The organism is Erythrobacter aureus (assembly GCF_003355455.1).
In the GTDB taxonomy this organism is placed as follows: Bacteria; Pseudomonadota; Alphaproteobacteria; order Sphingomonadales; family Sphingomonadaceae; genus Qipengyuania; species Qipengyuania aurea.
The window spans coordinates 2885229-2902185 of record NZ_CP031357.1 but is presented as its reverse complement, the minus strand read 5'-3'; the positions used below and the strand labels follow the sequence as shown (position 1 = coordinate 2902185).

Sequence of the window (16957 nt, the reverse complement as noted above, 5' to 3'; positions counted from 1 at the left end):
TAGGCGTGGTGAAAGAGAGATCGCAATGCGTTCAGCGCTGATTCTGTGCCTGCTTTCAGGCGCGTGCACCACGGTTTCAGGGGGAGCGGATATTACGGGCCGGAACGAGGTTTCGGCACTACAGGCAACCATGCCGCTTCCGAAAGGGGCGAAACGCGGCGCAAGTGGCTTTGCAACCATCGGCGCCGTGCCACCCAGCGCGCTTCCGAAGATCCCGCCACCCATGCCTACCTCGCTCGACACGCTGGCCCGGCAAACCTCGATGGGGACACCCGAGGAACAGGCAGCGGCGTGGGAGCGCGCCAACGGCACGGCTGAATTCCAGCGCGAATTCCAGCGCCTGCGCGCCGAGATCGAAAGCGCGGAAGCCGGCAATTTCTCCACCGTTCGGCTAGTGCGCGATCCGGGCGTCATGGGCGAATTCGTGTTCTACCGCGATGGCCCCGCAACGCTGGCGAAATACACCAGCGATCCGCGTTTCCGCGCGGTCACCACGGGTGTCGATCCGGTCGACCTCGCCGAGCTGCAGCAGCTCTGGTCAAGGCGTATGGAGGAGGAAGCCTCGACTATTTCGATGATGGGCAGCGATGGTGAAGGGCGGCTGGAACTGGCGGTCGGGATCGAGGAAGCCGAATTCCGCCAGCTAGCGCGCGAAAAGGGCTGGGATATCTCCGACCCGCGGCTCGATTTCCGCTTCCCCGGTCCGCGCCCCCAGCCTTTCCTCGCCCCCGCGCTGGAATCGCTAGTGCGGCTCTTCCCGCGCGAGAACAACGAAGCCGCCATCCGCCTCACCGCCTTGGGGCGGGGCCGCGTGGTCTTGGAAGACGGCTGCTTCCGCATAGCCGACGCGCGTGGGCGGCCGGGCGAATCGCTGGTGATGTTCGCCCGCGATTCCCAGCTCGGCCTCGACGAGCAAGGCTATCTCGTCGTGCGGACCGGTAACGAGGATCGCGTCTACCGCATCGGCGAGCCGGGCAGCTGGGGCGGGCCGAACGGCTACGACGAGGACAGCGAGGATGTGCGCGCCCTGCGCAAGGCCTGCGGGAACGACGAAATCGTCAATATCGCCGCGCCGCAAAGCTCCGTGCTGTTCGCCACGCCCGACCCGTCCTGGGTGCTCGACTATGCCTATACAAAGGACATCACCTATGAACGCGCCTGGGCGCGGGTGATTTCCTGCATGGAACGGCAGATCGAACGCGGGCGCGAACCGATGGATGCGCGCGATCGCTGCGTTCAGCAGTATAATGGCTGGGATTATCGCGGGGAGGAGCTGCCCCCGCCGCCCGGCCAGTAGCGGATCACGCCTTTTCCAGCGTGCATTGCAGCGGGTGCTGGTTCTGGCGGGCGAAATCCATCACCTGGTTCACTTTGGTTTCGGCCACCTCGTAAGGGAAGATGCCGCACACGCCGACGCCCTTCTGGTGAACGTGGAGCATCACCCTTGTCGCTTCTTCCATATCCATGCGGAAGAAACGCTTGAGCACGATCACGACGAATTCCATCGGCGTGTAATCGTCATTCAGCAGCAGCACCTTGTACTGACTCGGCTTTTTGGGTTTGGCGCGGGTCTTGGTGGCAATGCCGACCTGGCCGTCGCCTTCATGGGAGTCGTCATCGCCGTCGGCGGCGCGGATCGGGAAGGGGGGCAGGGCGTGGATCATTGCTGGGGCCATTATCGTAACGCGCCTGCAAATCGCAAGGCGTGAGCGACGGTCAAGTGCGCGCATCGGTGCGAAAGCGCCCTTTCCATTGAGGAACCGGACAAAAAAGGGGCCGGATGGTTCGAAACCATCCGGCCCGCGGTGTCCAATTCGCCGAACGAGGGAGAGAGGAGAGAGTGTCCGGCGGATTGAAGCTTGTGTGGTTCGCTTACGCGGCCTTGCGGACCTTTTCGGCAGCCAGGCTCATGCGGTTCGAAACCGGAGCGAAAGCTTCGTTGGCGAGCTTCAGCATGGCTTCGGTGTTCTTCGAGGTGGTCGAAACCAGCGCGTCGAAGTTGCGACGGGCGATTTCGCCCTGGAGCTGGAACAGCTCGGTCGGCGACTTGACGGCGGCAAACTTCTTGACGTCTTCCTGAACGGTTTCGGCAGCCGACTTGGCTTCCTCGACATAGGTGCGGCCCATGTCCTGCATACCGCTGGCGAGGATCTTGCCGCTTTCGACGATGGCTTCGAGATTGCCCTTCTGGAATTCGACGGCGTCCTTGGTCAGTTCGGTGCCCTTGTCATAGGCGGCCTTGGCGCGGGTCTGCACATCGGCAGCCAGTTCCTGTGCCTTGGCGGCGTATTCGGTTTCGGCGGTTTTCTTCGCAGTGGCCATGATGGTGTCCTTCAAATGGGAAATCGGGGTGGTCTTCGCGGCTTTCGCCTTGGCGGTGGCTGCCTTCTTGGGGGCGGCCTTGATCTTTTTGGCTGCGACCGGCTTCTTGGCCGGGGCGGCCTTCTTGGCGGCGACCTTTTTCGGCGCAGCCTTCTTCTTCGGCGCGTTCGGCGCGGCCTTCTTCGGCTCGGCCGCCACGGCCTTGGCAACGGCGTCGGCCTTTACCGGCGCCGTGGTGTCCGCTTCCACGGCCTTTTCGACCGCTTTCGCATTCACCGCATCGGCGGTTTTCTTTTCCGCAGCCTCGGCAAAGGCCTTATCGGCAGCGGCATCGATCTTGCTCTGGCTCTCGGCCATGGGAAACCTCGCTTTGTTGCACTGCACAAAATAGGCATTGCACCTGCGAAGTCAAGCGATTTTTGTGCAGCGCACAATAACTCGCGACAGGCCGTGTTTTCAGCGCGTTAGCGCGTGGCGACGTAGCGTCCCGGCGCATCTTCGATTACTTTGTCGCCTCTGCCGCCCGGCTTGCGCTTGCCCTTGGCGGGCACGGTTTCGCCGTCCTGCGCGCGCAGCCAATCGACCCAGTCGGGCCACCAGCTTCCCGGATGCTCTTCCGCCCCCTCGCGGAATTCGGCGAGGCTGCGGGGCGCGCCGTCATTGGTCCAGTACTGGTATTTGCCTGCCTCCGGCGGATTGACCACGCCCGCAATATGTCCCGAGCCGGCAAGGACGAATTTGAGCGGCCCCTTGAAGTGCTCGGTGATTTTCCAGACGCTTTCGGCAGGGGCGATGTGATCTTCCTTCCCCGCCTGCACATAGGTCGGAGTCTCGACGATCCCGAGATCGATCGGCGTGTTGTCCACGCTCAGCGCATCGGCCTCGACCAGCTTGTTGTCGCGGTAGAGATCGCGCAGATATTGCTGGTGCCACTTGGCGGGCAGATTGGTGACATCGCCGTTCCAGTGGAGCAGGTCGAAGGCCGGGTAATCCTCTCCCAGCAGGTAATTGTTGACGACGTAGTTCCAGATCAGATCGGTGCCGCGCAGCAGGTTGAAGGTCGCCGCCATGTAGCGCCCGTCGAGATAGCCGTCGGCGCTCATCGCCTTGACCATGCCGAGCTGGTTGTCGTCGACGAAATTGAGCAGCTCGCCCGCCTTTTCGAAATCGACCTGCGCAGTGAAGAAGGTTGCGCTCTTGACCTTGTCCTGCTCGCCGCGGCGGTGGAGCAGGGCAAGCGTGGCCGCCAGCGTAGTGCCGGCAACGCAATAGCCGATCGTGTGGACGCTCTTCACGTCGAGCCGCTCGCGGATATGGTCGATCGCATCGATCTGGCCGCGCACGTAATCGTCCCAGATCACGTCCTTCATGCTGGCATCGGCCGATTTCCAGCTCACCATGAAGACGGTCACGCCCTGGTCGACCGCCCAGCGCACGAAGCTCTTCTTGGCGTTCAGATCGAGGATGTAGAAGCGGTTGATCCATGGCGGGAAGATCACCAGCGGCGTTGCCATTGCCTCCTCGGTGGCCGGCGAATACTGGATCAGCTGATAGAGCGGCGTTTCGTGGACCACCTTGCCCGGCGTTACGGCGATATTCTCGCCCAGGGTGAAGGCGCTGGCATCGGTGTGCGAGAGCTGCCCGCGGCGCAGGTCCGCCAGCAGGTGCTCCATGCCCTTGACCAGATTGTCGCCCCGCGTCTCGAGTGTGCGCTCCATCACCACCGGATTGAGCAGCGGAAAATTCGACGGGCTTGCCGCTTCGGTGATCGCGCGGGTGGTGAAGCGTAATTGCTCGCGCTTGTCGTCGGACAGGCCTTCCATCCGGTCGACCATCTCGGCGACGCGTTCGGCGAGGAAGAGATAGGTCTGATGAATCAGCGCATAGGCGGGATGGGCGCGCCAGCGCGGGTCGGCGAAACGGCGGTCCTTGCGCGGTAGGTCGGGCTCGCCTTCGGCCACCGGCTGCCCGTCCGCGCCCAGGCCGTATTGCCCCAGCACCTGCTGCCACAGGGCCATGCCTTCCTGCATCAGCGCCTGCTGCTGCGCCGGGTCGGCGATCGGCATCTGGCGATACCAGTCTTCTGCCATGCGCATCCAGCGCGACGGATCGAAATAGGGGGCCAGCGCCTGCGGATTGGCCATCTGTTCGGCCTGATATTCCATCCACATGGATTGCAGCTTGGTCCCGACCTCGGCCCAGTGCTGCATATCCTCGGGCCTCAGCGGTGCATTCGCGTTCGCCGCGCTCATCGGCGCGAACAAGGCGCGCGCGAATTTTGCCGGGGCTTCGAACATATTGGTGAAGGGATCGGGGCCGTCTTCGGTCATTCTCGCTCCTGCCTGGTGCCAAGCGTCTGTTGTGCGGGCCATAGGATATTGCACGCCTTCATGCATCTAGGCCGATTGCACCTGCACCGTGAATAGGTAATCAGTGTGACTCACTCAACGCGCCACGAGGCCTGAATGTCCGACGAATTCTATCGTATCAAACGCATGCCCCCCTATGTCATCGCCGAAGTCAACGCGATGCGGCATGCCGCGCGGCAGGCCGGGCGCGACATTATCGACCTTGGCATGGGCAATCCGGACCAGCCGCCGCCCCAGCATGTCATCGACAAATTGTGCGAAGTTGCCGCCAAACCGAGCGCGCATGGCTATTCCCAATCCAAGGGAATCCCCGGCCTCAGACGCGCGCAGGCGAATTATTACCAGCGCCGTTTCGGGGTCGAGCTGGATCCCGAAACCGAGGTGGTCGTCACCATGGGCTCGAAAGAGGGCCTGTCGTCCATGGCCACCGCGATCAGCGCGCCGGGCGACGTCATCCTCGCGCCCAGTCCGGCCTATCCGATCCACACCTATGGCTTCATCATAGCCGGCGCCACCATTCGCAGCGTGCCGACGACGCCCGACGAATATTACTGGAAGGCGCTCGACAATGCGATGGCCTATACCGTGCCGCGCCCCACCGTGCTGGTGGTCAACTATCCCAGCAATCCCACGGCGGAGACGGTCGACCTCGCCTTTTACGAGCGACTGGTCGAATGGGCGCGAGAGAACCGGGTCTGGGTGCTTTCCGACCTCGCCTATTCCGAGCTTTATTATGACGGCAAGCCCACGCGCTCGATTCTCGAAGTGCCCGGCGCAAAGGATGTGGCGGTCGAATTCACTTCCATGTCGAAAACCTATTCCATGGCCGGTTGGCGGATGGGTTTCTGCGTCGGCAACACGAAGCTGGTCGCTGCGCTGACGCGGGTTAAGAGCTATCTCGATTACGGCGCTTTCACGCCGATCCAGGCCGCCGCCTGCGCCGCTTTGAACGGGCCGCAGGACGTGGTCGAACAGAACCGCCTGCGTTACCAGCAGCGGCGCGACGTGATGGTCGAAAGCTTCGCGCGCGCGGGCTGGGAAATTCCTTCGCCGCCTGCCAGCATGTTCACCTGGGCGAAGCTTCCGTCCGGTTTCGAAGACATGGGCAGCCTCGAATTTTCCAAACAGCTGCTCCAGCATGCGGAGGTTGCCGTTGCGGCCGGGGTCGGGTTCGGCGAGGAAGGCGAGGGGTACGTCCGTATCGCCATGGTCGAGAACGAGCAGCGCATCCGCCAGGCCGCGCGCAATATAAAGCGTTTCCTCGCCGAACACGCGCGCGGATAGCGCCGAAAAAACATCCGGAACGGTAGTAGTTCTACGCTAACCCCGTTCCCAAATACATGCGTTGTCTTCACTCTCGGATTTATCCGAGGGAAGGGACGATACATGACTTTTCCAGAACTCCAGTGGCTTTCTCGCGGTCCTTCGGTCCCGGCACGCTGGGACTTGCGGCTCGTGAACTGGTCGATGGACCATGCAACCCACCGCGCGCGGGATTGTATGCGCCGGCTCGGCGTTCTCGATTGGCGGCTGGACAGCAGGCTGCCACATTGGCGCGATCTGGCAGGGCCGGCATGTATCGTCGCGATCGGCGTCGACGATCCGGCGGAACGCGCCGGGCTGCTCGCCAGGGGCTTCGGCGACGCGTTGGGCAGCCGCATCGCCTTCGTCGAACTGGGCACGCGGCTCCTGAGGCTCAAAGGCGCGGAAGGCGCCATGCCGCGGCGGCTGGCGGCAGGTCCGGTCACGCTCGACCTGTTTCACCGCGACGGCAAGGTCGAAGGACGTTGGCTGGGGCTGCACCCACGCGAGTTCAAGCTGTTCTGGAGGTTGGCTGAAACGCCCGGCATTCCAGTGTCGAACGGGCGTCTGATGCGCGAGGTCTGGCGGCTGGAGCATCTGCCCGAAACCAATTCGCTCGCGGTCCATGTATCGCGCCTGCGCGCAAAGCTGGCGGTCGCGCGCTGCGACTGGCTGGTACGGACGCATCCTGAAGGCGGCTATTGCCTTGCCACCTCCCCGGCGGCGGAAGCCGCGGCGGAGAAAATCCGCGTGCATTGCGCCTGATCTGCCCCGTCGCTGCTGGACTTTACGCTTACGTAAGGTACCAAGGCGGCAAGCGACAATTCCGACGAGAGGCAGAGCCATGAATTTCAACGACCGCGTTTCCATCGATCTGGCCGACAATGGCGTGGCGCAGGTGCGCTTCACCCGCGGCGACAAGATGAATGCGCTCGACCCCGCCCAGTTCGGCGCGATTATCGATGCGGGCAATGCCTTGCGCGAGATGGCGGGGCTGCGCGTGGTAGTCCTGTCGGGCGAAGGGCGCGCCTTTTGCGCCGGGCTCGACTTGTCGAACTTCACCGCCGCGCCCGATCCCGATCGCAAGCCGATCACCGAACGGACCTATGGCAATGCCAATATGTGGCAGGAAGTCGCCATGACCTGGCGCAAGTGCCCCGTGCCGGTGATCGCCGCGGTGCACGGTGTGTGCTTCGGCGGCGGGCTGCAGATCGCCAGCGGCGCGGACATCCGCGTGGTCCATCCCGAAACCCGCATGGCGGTGATGGAAATGAAATGGGGCCTCGTGCCCGACATGGGCGGCTATGCCCTGTGGCGCGGCCTGGTGCGCGACGATGTGCTGCGCGAGCTGACCTATACCAACCGCGAATTCTCCGGTGCCGATGCGCTCGGCCTCGGCTTTGCCACCATGGTCGAGGACGATCCGCTCGCCCGCGCCACCGCCATCGCCGAAACCATCGCGAACAAGAACCCCGACGCCATTCGCGGTGCCAAGCGCCTGTTCAAGGTGATGCAGGAAGAGGGCGAGGATGCGATCCTGATGGCCGAAAGCGTCGAGCAGGGCGACATCATCCGGACACCCAACCAGGTGGAGGCGGTGATGGCGGAAATGCAGAAACGCGCGCCGAAGTTCGGGTGAGTGGGGAGCCGGCTGACGATCCATTGCGGACATTCGAGACCGCAATGGATCGTGCCCTACACTAGATCTCCATCAAGGATATCGACGCACCGTCCGGATCACGCATGAGCAAAAGACTACTCGCCCGGTCTCTGGATGGCTCGCCTTCAAGCAGTTGGGCTCCTAGCAACGTGGCTTCCCGCGCGGCGGATCGAGCGTCGGCGACACGCACGCCAGGGAGCCAGGCTGACTCTGCATCCTTGATGCCGCCAATCACATAGCGTGCGATCTCGGTTGGGGAGGATCCGACGATGCGGCGATCTCCATCAGCCCCGTTCGGTTCGGTTGAAAGAGTCCAGTCGAACAGTTTCGAGTAGAACGCAGTTGGGAATTCGGACTGCCCCGCCAGATAGACTTCCGGTCCAAACTGCCGCGCCGGAGCTGGGTAGTCATGGCGGGAGAGCGCCAAGCCAATGAGCGCGCCAGCAGGGTCCCGCAGCAACGCGTTGCGACCCACTCCCGGAACCTCGAAGGGTTCGCGCAGGATGGTTCCGCCGAGTTTCTCGGCCTGAGCGCACGCCGCGTCGACGTCCGCGACTTCCACATAGGCGATCCAGCTATTCGGAAATGCTTCAGGTGTCTGTGCAATGCCGGCACCTGCTTCGTCATCCAGTAGCGCGAGGATAAACTCCTTCTCGCCGCCGCCCCACGCGAAGTCGGTGGCATGCTCGGTCTTATACTGCCAACCAGCCACGCGCCGATAAAACTCCATCGAGCGCTGGCGGTCACCCGAGAACAGGTCATGCCAGATGATCCGACCGATCTTGTCCGCGTTCATGATGCATCTCCTTGGTCGAATTTGGCTTTCTTGATCCGCCGGACCATCTTCCCGAACTCTTTGTCTTTTGACCTGCGTTCCGCGAGGCTGGTATTGTTGAAGGCCTCTTCCGCCTTGAGCTTGCGCCAGCGGGTCAGCCGGGCCTCTTCGATGTCGCCGAGCTCAATGGCCTCCAGGACTGCGCATCCCGGCTCGGAAACATGCTGGCAATCCTTGAATCGACAGTGGGATGCAAGCGCGTGGAGATCGGCAAATACAGTGTCGATGCCGAGGGCTGCGTCGGTCAACTGAAGCTCTCGCATTCCCGGCGTATCGAGAACGACACAGCCGCCGGGGATCAGGTGCAACTGGCGGCGCGTGGTTGTGTGGCGACCCTTTGCATCGTCTTCTCGTATCGGTTGAGTGGCGATTGCATCGCTTCCGGCCAGAGCATTCGTGAGGGTCGATTTGCCGACACCCGACGAGCCGAGAAACGCGACAGTCTGGCCCGGTTTGCACCAAGGGCCGAGCTTCGTTTTCGGCTCGTCGCCGCGTGCATCGAGGGCAACGACCGGGACCAGATCGGAGATCGCCTGAGCCTTGGCCAGATAGTTGTCGGTCTCGTCAACCAGATCGGATTTCGTCAAGACGATGACCGGCGCGATGTCTGCTTCGAAAGCAATGGCGATGTAGCGCTCCAAGCGTGCGATGTTGAAATCCTGGTTGCACGACGAGACGACGAAAATCGTTTCGATATTGGCAGCGATGAGCTGCAGTCGCCGGTCGGTTCCCGGTGCACGCCGCTTGATCAGGCTCTTTCTGGCGAGGATGCGGCTCGCGCCCGGTCGCTCGGGATTCAGCATTATCCAATCGCCGACAGCAGCGCCTTCTATCGGCACGATTGTCCGGTCGACATTATCACCAACCACATGCAGCGCGCTGCGGTGAATTTCGACGATGCGGACGGGCGGAGTTCGAGACAGCTCGTCTGCGCTGACCTGTTGAGAGAAGAAGGGTTGCCAGCCCAGTGTTTCCAGTACTGTCGGTTGTCGCTGGATGGGGGCGCCCGCATTCCTGGGCGGAAGAAAGACAGAGTAATCCTTGGTCATTGTGAATAGCTTTCATGTCGCCGCAAGCACTGCTCGGGCGTAAAGTGTCAGAAGGTTCTGAGGTCGCAAATCAGCGGTCGCCAAGACGGACTTGGCAACGTTCACGCTTCGTTAGATTTGCACCGGGAGGAATGGTTTTCCTCCCCACTTCACCGGGACATCAAAGCTCCACTTTTCCTGTTTCGAACTTAGTCCTCTCTCCGCCGGAATTCAAGGCTCAGGGGTCGGGTGGTATGTAGTGAGCAGCAACATCGGCACGCACCGATTTGCCGTGTTGCCGGACCAAAACCAGACGGTCCGTTTCCCACGCATAGACGCCATCCAGAGTTGTAGCCCGGTGCGCCGCTTCCCTCGTCCACCGAAACCCCCTTTCCTACTCGCGCCGAATTTGCCTTAACCTTGCGGATGACAGACCAACCGCACCCCGTTTCGTTTGCGCAGGGCAGTGACGATGCTGCTTCGGCGCTTCTCCCCGCAACCTCCCGCACCGCCCGCCACGATGGCTGGACGCCCGCGAAACAGTCAGCCTTCCTGCGAGAGCTGGGGGCGACCCATAATGTCTCGGCTGCGGCGCGCGCTGTCGGCATGAGTCGGCAATCGGCCTATCGCCTGCGCGCGCGGTTGCGTGGCACGCCGTTCGACAAGGGGTGGGAGGCTGCCTTCGTCTCGCGCTTCGACGTGCTCGCCGAGGCCGCGCTCGACCGGGCGCTCAACGGGGTCGAGGTCCCCCATTACTACAATGGCGAGCTGGTCGGCACCTCGCGCCGCTATGACGAGCGGCTGACGCTGGCGCTGATCGCCATGCGCGGACATTTCGTCAGGCCCCCGATCGACGATGGGAATCCTGCCTCTGCCTTCGAAACCGGCGATCTCGCTGCGCTTGCCGACCGGGTCGAGCGGGGGCCGGAACACTGGCTCGACGACAGTAACGAGGAACTCGACGCGCGCTATGAGGGGGATGGGTAGGGGGCGGGGCGTCATACCATCTGTCACCCTCGCGAAAATGCACGGTAATCTCGAAATTTCAGAAGTTTGCAGGCCGAAAATGACGGGTGACGCACTGTCGCCTTTGTCACCGCGATGTCGTGTCAGCCGCGAAACGCCAGGAATAGGACTGCATGTCGCCCTTCCGGCCATCGGCAATCTAGAGCCCATGCGAAATGACGTGATTGGGAAAATGCATCCCAATAAGTATGACGATAGAATTAACTATAAGAGAAAATATATGAAAGGGGTTTGTGCCGAATCCATCTGGATGATAAAGTATAAATCGCCAGCAATAGTCTGGCTGTTAGGAGAGTGATGATGAAAAAGAGTGTTATGGGCGTAGTAGCCGCAGCTCTGGCGGCAGCTTCCGCACCTGCCGCGGCATATCCGAACCACGACTTTCACATCCGCTACACATATCTGGACAATAGCGGTGCAGTGATCGGGACCTTCACGGTCTATTGCAATGGTTGGGAAGTTTCGGAAGGCGTGACGTCGTCGTCCAATTATCGCGTAACCTACGGTAATTGCGACGCGCCGTGAAACCTTGGGGCAGGCCCTGCCTGCCCCTTCCACCCCCTTACCCGAACACCGCCACGCACTGCATGCCATCGAGCATCTGCTTACCATCGGCATTCCACAGCCGCAGTCTTTCGCTGGAATAGCCATGCGCGGCGTGCTGGCTGGCATTCTCGCTCATCCACCAACCATCGCGAGTTTCCGGCTCGGGCTCGAGCAGGTTGAAGCTCCAGTTGATCGAACTGATGGGGCCTTGCCGCTGCATCGCGCGCATCGCTCCCGGCGGAAGGACATCGCCCAGCAGGATCAACTCGCTTATCGGGTCGAGCCCCTCGCGGTCCGTCAACCGCGCCCAGCGGCGCACCACCGGTTCGCCCGGCCCCTGCATTTCCTGCGCGCGCAGGATTTCGAAGTTGTTCTGGATGAAGGCCGGACCCTTGCCGTGCATCGCGGGTTCGGCATCTTCGGGCGCACCGGGCCAGTCGGCAACCGGGGCGGCATCATGCACCGCATTCGCCTCGCGCTCGGTGCCGAACAGCCAGAAAGCGGTGAGCGTGCATTGCCCTTCGCACCAGATTTCGCTCTTCACCTGCGCGACATTGCGCCCCTGCCGCACGACCTCGCGCCGCAGCTCGACCTCGGGGCCGGTCGGCGCGACGAAGGCCACCTGCGCTGCGCGCAAGGGAGGCAGGTCGGGAAAGGCGCGGGTCGCCGCGGTATAGGCGATCAGCGCTGAGGCCCCGCCATAGAGCGTCCTTCCCTGCATCCAGTGGTCGAGGCCGGAAAAGCGGGTTTCTCCGCCGTTTGCGGTGATCGGATCGAGGAGGTTGGCAATGCTCATGCACAAGGTCATTGCCACTATCGCGCCGCGCGTCCAGACTGACGTTACGTAAGGCGTGAAAGCGCGATTGCCTTTAGGGCAGAGAATCGCTAGTGCGCCGCTTCCCGTGCCGAGAGGCAAGGGCGAGGCCCGATGGCGGAGTGGTTACGCAGAGGACTGCAAATCCTTGCACGCCGGTTCGATTCCGGCTCGGGCCTCCACTTTTCCCGGTGCAGCGGAGCGCGGGGAGGAAGTGCCGCTTTAGCTCAGTTGGTAGAGCACATCATTCGTAATGATGGGGTCACAGGTTCGAGTCCTGTAAGCGGCACCATTTTTCTCACATTATATTAAAGGCTTAAGAGAATCTCTGGCGTTGCAAATCTGCTTACACGAGCGTTCAATTTGGTTGGTGTAAGCATAATGTAAGCAAGGTGACCTGACGGTTTTTTGCGGTAAGTTCCTTTCTTCGGCATCACGCATTCTCGGGTCCGTCTCTTTTGTCATCAAATTTTGGGTCTTTTGGGGAAAGCCTTCCCCTGAGCCGGAGCCGCTTCGCTGTCTCCGGCTACCCCTTCGGCGGGGACACCCCGCAACGCCCCGTAAAGCGGAACGGGGCTGTTGACGCGCTCTGTCCCGCCGGCCTTGCGGCCTGCTCCTAAGGGCGCGGCGTTTCTGTTTTTTGGCCCCGCGCGCACTCTGATTGCGGCTTGCATGATTGTCGGGATCATCCTTCGGGACGACAGGCCCCGCCGGGGCGGATGATCCCTGCATCTGCCGAACACACCTCTATTCAGGGTGCGAGATTTCCTGTTCCTGGCAATTCGCTGGTCGCTCGGCATCATTGAGGGCATGAGCAGGTTGCTAGCGCCAGCCTGCTGCTGATCCTTCCGGCTATGCAGGACTCGAAGACGGAGTCGATTACCATTGGGGCGGCGTGATGAAGGCCGCGCTGGTTTCGACTTTGCTCGGTATCGGGAGTGAGCTTGGAACAGGTAGCGACGGCGATCTGGTGCGGGCCTTGCGCCTTGGTAGTCAGGACAGCGCGGGCCGTGCCGGCGAGCAGATTGTCGCGCGCGAACTGAATATCCGTCCGACGCTGACGATCCGCCCCGGCTTTCCGGTGAAGGTTCTGGTAACGCGCGACATTGTGCTGGAGAGTGGTGCGTGACCCGGCTCAAGCTCTCCGACATCACCGATGAAAAGCCGGTCAAGCTCACCATCGAGATTCCGGCAAAGCTGCATAGCGAGCTGGTCGACTATGCTGTGGTATTGAATGGTGGCGCAGAGCAGGGCGCGCCTGCGCCAGAGCAACTGGTAGCCCCCATGCTGGCGCGGTTCATTGCTACGGACCGGGAGTTCGCGAAAGCACGACGAGCCCGTCACGCGCTGATTGCAAGCGGGTAGCGCTCATCAACCAATTTGAAGAAGCGCGCGAGGGCGGGATTGTCATTGTCCTCGCGCCACCAGGCGGCGAAATTGAGATGCGCGGCGCCTGTTGGTTCGGCGATCTCACGGAATGCGATATCAGGTCGCTTGGCACCCGTCGCGCTTTCTGGAACGATGGTGATGAACTTCCCAAAAGGCACCATTGATACGATCGTTTCGAAGCTAGTTTCTTGACTGATGATACTTGCCGAAAGTCCGTGCGCACCCAAACGCTGGCGAATAACCTCGACAATACGTGGCCCAGCACAGGATGTGGGAAGAACAAAGACACAGGCGCGCAGATCGGTCCAGAATATCGTGTCCTGTTCGCTCAGCTTGTTTTCACTTGGTAATGCGAGCATCAGCCGTTCCGACCAGAGCCAACGCTTTGTAATTCCTGCCTCTTCCAACTGGCTTGCGTGTACCGCGACATCGATGATCCGCGATTGCAACCCTGACAGCATTCGATCCGGGCCCGTTTCTATTGCATCGAGTTGGACATCGGGAAATCGTTCGAGGACATCCCCGAGCAGAAGTCTCAGATTGCCAGCGCTAAGCGAGTTGGAGAAGCCAACCATTAGGCGCCCCACTTCGCCATAGGTCACCGCTTTGGCGGTCGTGAGCAAGTTGTCGGCGTCGGTTACAATCCGGCGCGCCACCTCAAGAAAGGCTCGCCCCGCATCAGTCGGCACCACTCCACGTGTCGAACGCTCGAACAACGTTATGCCGAGGCGATGTTCAAGCGCTGCGACTTTCTTGCTTAGCGTTGATTGCTTTACATTGAGTTGCTTGGACGCGCGTAGGAAGCTGGATGTGTCAGCGGCCGTCACCGCAAAGCGAAGCTGGCGAAGGTCGAGAGTCATCGAGAATTCAGTGTTGGAAACCGAGTGCTCGCATGATGATGTCAAAGACGCGGTTCTGCTCGATCACGCCGCGTGCCTCTTCGGAACCCGGACCGGTTGCATAGAGAGCAACATCCTCGCCGCCATGCGTTTCAGAGAGACGGTGCGTGTTATCGAAAGCGCTGCCGGTCGGGACCAAAGCCTGTTGCGTACCGTTAAGATCGGCAGACGGTTCCCCACGCGCCTGGCCCGGCGTCGCGCCGGGGCCGTTCTGGTAGCCGAGCGTGGTGTATGGATGGCCGTCGGTCGCGAGGATCGGTTCGCCGGTCGGTTCACCGCGTTCGTCATTGCCGATGGCAAGGCCGAGAATTGGGTTCCCACGAGTTGGGTACCCCGCGATGGTAAAGACATGGCTGTGATCGGCGGTGACCAAAATCAGGGTGTCCGACAAATCGACCATGTCGAGCGCCACCTGCACGGCGCGGGAAAACTCGACCGCTTCCTCCAGCGCGTAGGCTGCTCTACCCTCGTGATGCCCGTGATCGATCCTGCCACCTTCGACCATTAGGAAATAGCCATCACTATCTTGGCTGAGCCGGTCGATGGCTGTTGCGGTCATCTCGCTCAGCGTCGGTTCGCTACTGTCCGCTTGGCGATCCAGCATGTAAGTCATGTGGCTGCTGGAAAAGAGGCCTAGTAACGGCCTTCCATCCTGCGGTACGGTGTGCATCGCGGAAGCGTTGGTGACGTAGTGTCCGCCGGTGTTTGCGGCCCAGTCATCTTGCAGGTCGGATGTTGCATTCAGCCGGTTGCCGCCCGCCTCCTCACCGAAGAAATTGCTCCTGCCACCGCCCAGCGCGACATCGAAAGAAAATTCCATCAGCTGCGTTGCCAGATCGCGACAGCCGTGCGCGCGCTCCTCAGCCGGAATGTTGCTGTCCGCTTCCCAGTCCCTTTCCGGGACATGGCCGTAGACTGCCGCCGGGGTGGCGTGGGTCAGCCGTGCGGTCGAGACGATCCCGATGGCTTTGCCGCCTGCTGCCAATTGTTCGGCAACGTTGGGAAGAATGTTGTCTTGTGCTTCACTGCAATCGCCGCGATGAGCTGTCGGCCCCACGCCAATCATCCCGGCGCGCGTTTTTACGCCTGTCATCATGGCAGAAGCCGTGCCGGCGCTGTCAGGCACCTGCTGGTTGGTATTATAGGTCTTGACCAGTGCGATATCGGGGAAGCGCTCGAAACTCAGCAGATTTTCTTCACCTGTCTCGCCGCGCTGCTGGCCGTCATAGATCCGCGCCGCGGTGACGGTTGAGACGCCCATCCCGTCACCGATGAATAGAATAACGTTTTTGGCTGGCCGCACCTGACCAAGCCCGGCCGGGGGGGAAGGACTGGACGAATTTCCGACGCAACCACTGAGCGCAAGAGCCACTAAGAGCTGAAACGCAATAAGCACTTTGGTCCGATTCATTCGCTGCTTTCCATCAACATCCGCGTGAACGATTGCCGATCTCTCTCGCAAGGATACCACGTCGCCGAGAAGTATCCGTCGGGACCGAAAAGCGCGTCGAAAATAGCGTTCATATCGGTCTCATAGGCAACTCGGATTAGTTCCTCTGAAGCCGGATCGGAAACATGGGTTGCTTCACGCAGATGGAAAACCCAGGCCGAGAGACCTAAAATTATTGACGGACAGCTGCGACCGATCTTCCGCGAAGCTTCAAGTGTCTCCAGCCAGCGCTGCGGGATTTTCTGACTTCCATCCATGGCAATCTGGGCCAGGCGATGATTGAGCGCGGGATTGGCGAAACGCTCGATGAGCGCGGCGGCGTAAGCCTGCAGATCTTGATCCGGTCCAGCCTCGATCGTGGGGATAGCTTCCGCCATGAGAGCTTCAACCGCAGCGCGCAAAGCGTGATCGACGATCGCCTCATGAACGAAGGTATAGCCCTTTTGGAGACCGCAATAAGCCAGCAGGGAATGTGCCCCGTTTAGCATCCGCAATTTGGCGGTTTCATAGGGCGCGACATTAGAGACAAGTTGTGCGCCGGTATCTTCCCACTTGGGCCGACCGGCGGCGAAGCGATCTTCGATGACCCATTGTCGGAAAGGTTCTGTTACAACCAGCGCTTCGTCTCGCAGCCCAGCGTCCTGCTGAGCTGAATTCCGGTCTTGGTCTGTCGTCGCCGGCACGATGCGGTCGACCATGGTCGAAGGACAGGTGCAGTGCGCGGCGAACCAGTCGACCAGATCGGCGGCCTCGGTTTCTAGGTACTGCCCCATCAGACGCCCCAGCACCGCACCGTTGCCTGCCAGATTGTCACAGCTGAGCAGCGTCACGCCGCCTGCGCTGGTTTCTTTCCGAAGGCGCAAGGCATTTGCAAGCAAGGGATAGAAGCTGCGCTGTCGCGCTAGTTCCAAATCGAGCGAGCCATCCGGCGCGCGACAATAACCTTTCTCGGTTACGGTGAAGCTGACAATCCGTGTCTCAGGATCAGCAAGCGCTTCGATCACCGCTTCGGGGCTTTCTGATGCGACCAGTACATCGCGAATGGCTTTGCCCAGGCGATAGTGTGTTCCGTTCCCTGATCGCTCCGCTATTAGATAGAGCCCATCCTGTGGATTCATCTGCTGAGCTACCGTAGGTGAACGCAGAGACACGCCGGTGATCATCCAGCCAGCATCGCCAGCGTTCATCGCCTCATCGGTATAGGCCGCCTGATGGGCGCGTGTGAATGCCCCCAAACCGAAATGAACGATTCCACGTGTCTGTTGCTTGCGGTCATAGCCCGGACGACTGACAGTTTCGGGCATGCCTGCGGCAGTG

16 protein-coding genes, 2 tRNA genes and 1 pseudogene are annotated in these 16957 nt (G+C 61.2%); 10 read left to right on the top strand and 9 right to left on the bottom strand.

Annotated elements, in window-relative coordinates; genetic code table 11:
- The first annotated feature begins 25 nt into the window (after positions 1-25).
- A complete protein-coding gene (locus tag DVR09_RS14265) occupies positions 26-1297 on the top strand; it encodes a hypothetical protein (protein WP_162814987.1) in 1272 nt (423 codons plus the stop codon).
- Positions 1298-1301: 4 nt separating this feature from the next.
- Here the strand turns inward: DVR09_RS14265 and clpS are convergent, their stop codons facing one another.
- The 3 genes from clpS to DVR09_RS14250 form a co-directional block, all read right to left on the bottom strand.
- Entirely contained in the window at positions 1302-1664 is a 363-nt protein-coding gene (clpS, locus tag DVR09_RS14260) for an ATP-dependent Clp protease adapter ClpS (protein ID WP_174223761.1), read from the bottom strand.
- 208 nt (positions 1665-1872) lie between these two features.
- A complete protein-coding gene (locus tag DVR09_RS14255) occupies positions 1873-2679 on the bottom strand; it encodes a phasin family protein (protein WP_115417633.1) in 807 nt (268 codons plus the stop codon).
- A gap of 107 nt (positions 2680-2786) precedes the next feature.
- Positions 2787-4652, bottom strand: coding sequence for a PHA/PHB synthase family protein (locus DVR09_RS14250; protein ID WP_115417632.1), 1866 nt, complete (start codon positions 4650-4652; stop codon positions 2787-2789).
- Positions 4653-4787: 135 nt separating this feature from the next.
- Between DVR09_RS14250 and DVR09_RS14245 the strand changes: the two genes are divergently transcribed.
- The 3 genes from DVR09_RS14245 (at position 4788) to DVR09_RS14235 (ending at position 7632) form a co-directional block, all read left to right on the top strand.
- Positions 4788-5975, top strand: a complete 1188-nt coding sequence (locus tag DVR09_RS14245) for an LL-diaminopimelate aminotransferase (protein WP_115417631.1) — start codon at positions 4788-4790, stop codon at positions 5973-5975.
- Positions 5976-6077: 102 nt separating this feature from the next.
- A complete protein-coding gene (locus DVR09_RS17700; RefSeq protein WP_234041479.1) occupies positions 6078-6758 on the top strand; it encodes a winged helix-turn-helix domain-containing protein in 681 nt (226 codons plus the stop codon).
- 79 nt (positions 6759-6837) lie between these two features.
- Positions 6838-7632 carry a crotonase/enoyl-CoA hydratase family protein gene (locus DVR09_RS14235; protein ID WP_115417630.1) on the top strand — a complete coding sequence of 265 codons (795 nt, stop codon included), beginning with the start codon at positions 6838-6840 and terminating at the stop codon, positions 7630-7632.
- Positions 7633-7693: 61 nt separating this feature from the next.
- Here the strand turns inward: DVR09_RS14235 and DVR09_RS14230 are convergent, their stop codons facing one another.
- Both DVR09_RS14230 and rsgA read right to left on the bottom strand, forming a co-directional pair.
- The gene (locus DVR09_RS14230; protein WP_115417629.1) at positions 7694-8449 is read right to left on the bottom strand and encodes a VOC family protein; all 756 of its coding nucleotides are present in this window, start codon (positions 8447-8449) and stop codon (positions 7694-7696) included.
- On the bottom strand, positions 8446-9537 hold the full coding sequence (rsgA, locus tag DVR09_RS14225; RefSeq protein WP_115417628.1) for a ribosome small subunit-dependent GTPase A: 1092 nt from the start codon (positions 9535-9537) through the stop codon (positions 8446-8448). Before rsgA ends, DVR09_RS14230 begins: the two co-directional genes overlap by 4 nt.
- Positions 9538-9942: 405 nt before the next feature.
- Between rsgA and DVR09_RS14220 the strand changes: the two genes are divergently transcribed.
- Together DVR09_RS14220 and DVR09_RS14215 are read left to right on the top strand one after the other, a co-directional pair.
- On the top strand, positions 9943-10503 hold the full coding sequence (locus DVR09_RS14220) for a hypothetical protein (protein ID WP_115417627.1): 561 nt from the start codon (positions 9943-9945) through the stop codon (positions 10501-10503).
- A 336-nt stretch (positions 10504-10839) separates the two neighbouring features.
- Positions 10840-11067, top strand: a complete 228-nt coding sequence (locus DVR09_RS14215) for a hypothetical protein (protein WP_234041478.1) — start codon at positions 10840-10842, stop codon at positions 11065-11067.
- A gap of 37 nt (positions 11068-11104) precedes the next feature.
- Here the strand turns inward: DVR09_RS14215 and DVR09_RS14210 are convergent, their stop codons facing one another.
- On the bottom strand, positions 11105-11884 hold the full coding sequence (locus DVR09_RS14210; RefSeq protein ID WP_115417625.1) for an acyl-CoA thioesterase: 780 nt from the start codon (positions 11882-11884) through the stop codon (positions 11105-11107).
- Positions 11885-12010: 126 nt separating this feature from the next.
- Here DVR09_RS14210 and DVR09_RS14205 point away from each other — a divergent pair.
- The 4 genes and pseudogenes from DVR09_RS14205 to DVR09_RS14190 all read left to right on the top strand — a co-directional run bounded on the left by DVR09_RS14205 (position 12011) and on the right by DVR09_RS14190 (position 13267).
- Positions 12011-12084: transfer RNA gene (locus DVR09_RS14205), tRNA-Cys, on the top strand.
- A 34-nt stretch (positions 12085-12118) separates the two neighbouring features.
- Positions 12119-12194: transfer RNA gene (locus tag DVR09_RS14200), tRNA-Thr, on the top strand.
- 534 nt (positions 12195-12728) lie between these two features.
- Positions 12729-13031: pseudogene (locus DVR09_RS14195) on the top strand (TraB/TrbI/VirB10 family type IV secretion system protein); the annotation flags it as partial.
- Positions 13028-13267: a DUF2274 domain-containing protein gene (locus DVR09_RS14190; protein WP_115417624.1), complete on the top strand. Its 240-nt coding sequence runs from the start codon at positions 13028-13030 to the stop codon at positions 13265-13267. The pseudogene DVR09_RS14195 and the gene DVR09_RS14190, both read left to right, overlap by 4 nt.
- Here DVR09_RS14190 and DVR09_RS14185 read toward each other — a convergent pair.
- The 3 genes from DVR09_RS14185 to DVR09_RS14175 are packed head-to-tail and all read right to left on the bottom strand — an operon-like array spanning position 13243 to position 16944.
- Positions 13243-14151: a LysR family transcriptional regulator gene (locus DVR09_RS14185; RefSeq protein WP_115417623.1), complete on the bottom strand. Its 909-nt coding sequence runs from the start codon at positions 14149-14151 to the stop codon at positions 13243-13245. The genes DVR09_RS14190 and DVR09_RS14185 overlap by 25 nt on opposite strands.
- Before the next feature lie 7 nt (positions 14152-14158).
- A complete protein-coding gene (locus tag DVR09_RS14180; RefSeq protein ID WP_115417622.1) occupies positions 14159-15601 on the bottom strand; it encodes an alkaline phosphatase in 1443 nt (480 codons plus the stop codon).
- The gene (locus tag DVR09_RS14175; protein WP_115417621.1) at positions 15598-16944 is read right to left on the bottom strand and encodes a mannitol dehydrogenase family protein; all 1347 of its coding nucleotides are present in this window, start codon (positions 16942-16944) and stop codon (positions 15598-15600) included. Before DVR09_RS14175 ends, DVR09_RS14180 begins: the two co-directional genes overlap by 4 nt.
- Positions 16945-16957: the final 13 nt, after the last annotated feature.